This window comes from Streptomyces chilikensis, from assembly GCF_001642695.1.
In the GTDB taxonomy this organism is placed as follows: Bacteria; Actinomycetota; Actinomycetes; order Streptomycetales; family Streptomycetaceae; genus Streptomyces; species Streptomyces chilikensis.
Genome location: NZ_LWCC02000005.1, coordinates 3,328,026 through 3,330,780, shown reverse-complemented (window position 1 = coordinate 3,330,780; position 2,755 = coordinate 3,328,026). Strand labels below are relative to the sequence as shown.

General features: G+C 72.5%; 2 protein-coding genes. Both read left to right on the top strand.

Annotated elements, in window-relative coordinates; genetic code table 11:
• Positions 1–41: 41 nt before the first annotated feature.
• Complete coding sequence (locus A2U95_RS14805; protein ID WP_166025224.1) at positions 42–2,090, top strand: cellulose binding domain-containing protein; 2,049 nt, start codon at positions 42–44, stop codon at positions 2,088–2,090.
• 131 nt (positions 2,091–2,221) lie between these two features.
• On the top strand, positions 2,222–2,755 hold a 534-nt coding region (locus tag A2U95_RS14800), incomplete at its 3' end, for an MOSC domain-containing protein (RefSeq protein ID WP_240957330.1).

Sequence of the window (2,755 nt, the reverse complement as noted above, 5' to 3'; positions counted from 1 at the left end):
ACCGGGACGCCGGGGGTGGTCACCGACGCCCGGCCGCCGCCCTGGCCTGCGCCCTGGCCACCGTCGCCGCCCTCGCCGCCGTCCCCCCGGCCCCGGCGGCCGCCGGCCAGGCCGACGGCCGGGCCGACGGGGCGGCGTCCGTCGAGGTCTCCGTCAACGCGGGGGTGGGGCTCGGCACGATCGGCAAGGCGGCCTTCGGGGTCAACCACGCGCTGTGGGACTCGCACATGAACGACCCCGAGGTGACCGGCCTGCTCGGCGACGCGGGCGTCGGCGTGATGCGCTACCCGGGCGGCTCCTACGGCGACATCTACCACTGGAAGGACCACACCGCCCCCGGCGGCTACGTGGCTCCCGGCACCACCTTCGACGAGTTCATGGGCAGCGTCCGCGCCACCGGCGGCCAGCCGATGATCATCGCCAACTACGGCACCGGCACCCCGCAGGAGGCGGCGGACTGGGTCCGGTACGCCAACGTCACCAAGGGGTACGGGGCGAAGTACTGGGAGATCGGCAACGAGATCTACGGCAACGGCCACTACGGCAGCGGCTGGGAGGCCGACGACCACCCGGACAAGAGCCCCCGGGAGTACGCGCGCAACGTCCTCGCCTACGCCGAGGCCATGAAGGCCGTCGACCCGACGATCGAGATCGGCGCCGTCCTGACCACGCCGGGCGACTGGCCCGACGGCATCGTCGGCGAGGGCGACTCGGCCGACTGGAACCACACCGTCCTGTCCGCGGTGGCCGGCACGGTCGACTTCGTGATCGTGCACTCCTACCCCGGCGGAGCCACCGCCGACGAGGCCCTCGACCGGACCGCCCGGCTGCCCGGACAGCTCCGTGAGGTCCGCCGGCAGATCGACCGCTACGCGGGGGCACGCTCCTCGGAGATCGGCATCGCCCTCACCGAGGTCAACTCCAACGTGCAGATGAACAGCCGCCCCAACGGCCTGTTCGCCGCGGACACCTACATGACGGCGCTGGAGAACGGCGTCTTCAACGTCGACTGGTGGAACGTCCACAACGGCCCCACCAAGATCGATACGGTGGACGGCGACACCGACTTCAACGACTTCGGCCTGCTCTCCAGCGGCGGATGCGTCGGCGACGTCTGCCAGCCGGCCGTCAACACGCCCTTCCACCCGTACTTCGGCCTCAAGTCCCTCACCACGCTGGGCAGGCCGGGCGACACCATGGTGGCCTCGTCGACCAGCGACGACCAGGTCTCCGCCCACGCCGTGCACCGCGCCGACGGCACCCTGAGCGTGATGCTGATCAACAAGGACCCGGAGAACTCCCGGACCGCGGACATCGATTACGCCGGGTTCACGCCCACCGCCCAGGCGCCGGTCGTGCACCGCTACGCCCGTGGTGACACCGATGTCACCCGGGTGCCCGCCACCGGCGGCGGCGTGCAGGAGCTGCCGCCGTACTCGATCACCACGGTGACCGTCTCGCCGCACTCGGCGGCCGCCTCGGTCGGCGCGCCCGGCGCGCCCGAGGTCACCGCCGCGGACAGCTCCACCGCCACCGTGAGCTGGACGGCGCCCACCCGGGGCAAGGCGGTGCGGTACGAGGTGTACGAGCGCCTGGGCACCAACGCCCAGCTGCTGGCGACCTCCACCTCCACCTCGGCGACGCTGCGGAACCTGCCGCCGGGCTCCGAGCACACCGTCAACGTCCTCGCCCGGGACGCCGACGGCCGGCTCTCCCGGCCCTCGGAGCCGGTGACCTTCGCCACCACGGCGCCGAAGGACAGCAGTTGCCTGGTCAGCTACCGGGTGGACACGGGCTGGGGCAACGGCTTCGTCGCGTCCGTCACGGTCTCCAACCTCGGTGACTCCACGATCAACGGCTGGAGCCTGGACTTCACCTGGCCCTCCACCGGACAGTCGGTGCAGAGCTCCTGGAACGCCAAGGTCACCGGCTCCGGTACGCGCGTCCACGTGACCGACAACGGCCAGAACGCGGTGCTGGCCCCGCGCGGCGGCTCCACCGCCACGTTCGGCTTCGTCGGCGCCAACGACGGGGCCAACCCGGCGCCGACGACGTTCACCCTCAACGGCACGGTCTGCCGCACGTCCTGACCCGCCGCCCCGGGACCGCCCCCGGACCCGGCCTCCACCGGGGGCGGGTCCGGGCCGGGGAGGCCCCCTCCGGTTCAACTCGGCTGCCGCATAGGATCCTTGCCCGGAACACGAAGCGAGAGGGATTCCCCGTGGACGCGACGGTGGTGGCGGTCAGCCGCAACGAGGAGTACAGCTTCACCAAGCCGAACCGGGAGAGCATCACGCTGCTCGCCGGGCTCGGGGTGGAGGGCGACGTGCACGCGGGCGTGACGGTGAAGCACCGGTCGCGCGTCAGGCAGGACCCCACGCAGCCGAACCTGCGGCAGGTGCACCTGATCCACTCGGAGCTCTTCGACGAGGTCGTGTCGGCCGGGTACGTGGTGGCGCCGGGCGAGCTCGGGGAGAACATCACCACCCGCGGTGTGGACCTGCTCGGGCTGCCGACGGGCACGCTGCTGCGGCTCGGCGCGGAAGCGGTCGTCGAGGTGACCGGGCTGCGCAACCCCTGCCTGCAGATCGACAACTTCCAGCGCGGGCTCCTCAAGGAGGTCGTCGGCCGCGACGAGGCGGGCGAGGTGATCCGCAAGGCGGGCGTCATGGGCGTCGTGCGCGCCGGGGGCGTGGTCCGTCCCGGGGACGCCGTCACCGTCACCCTCCCGGCGGAACCCCACCGCCCGCTCGAG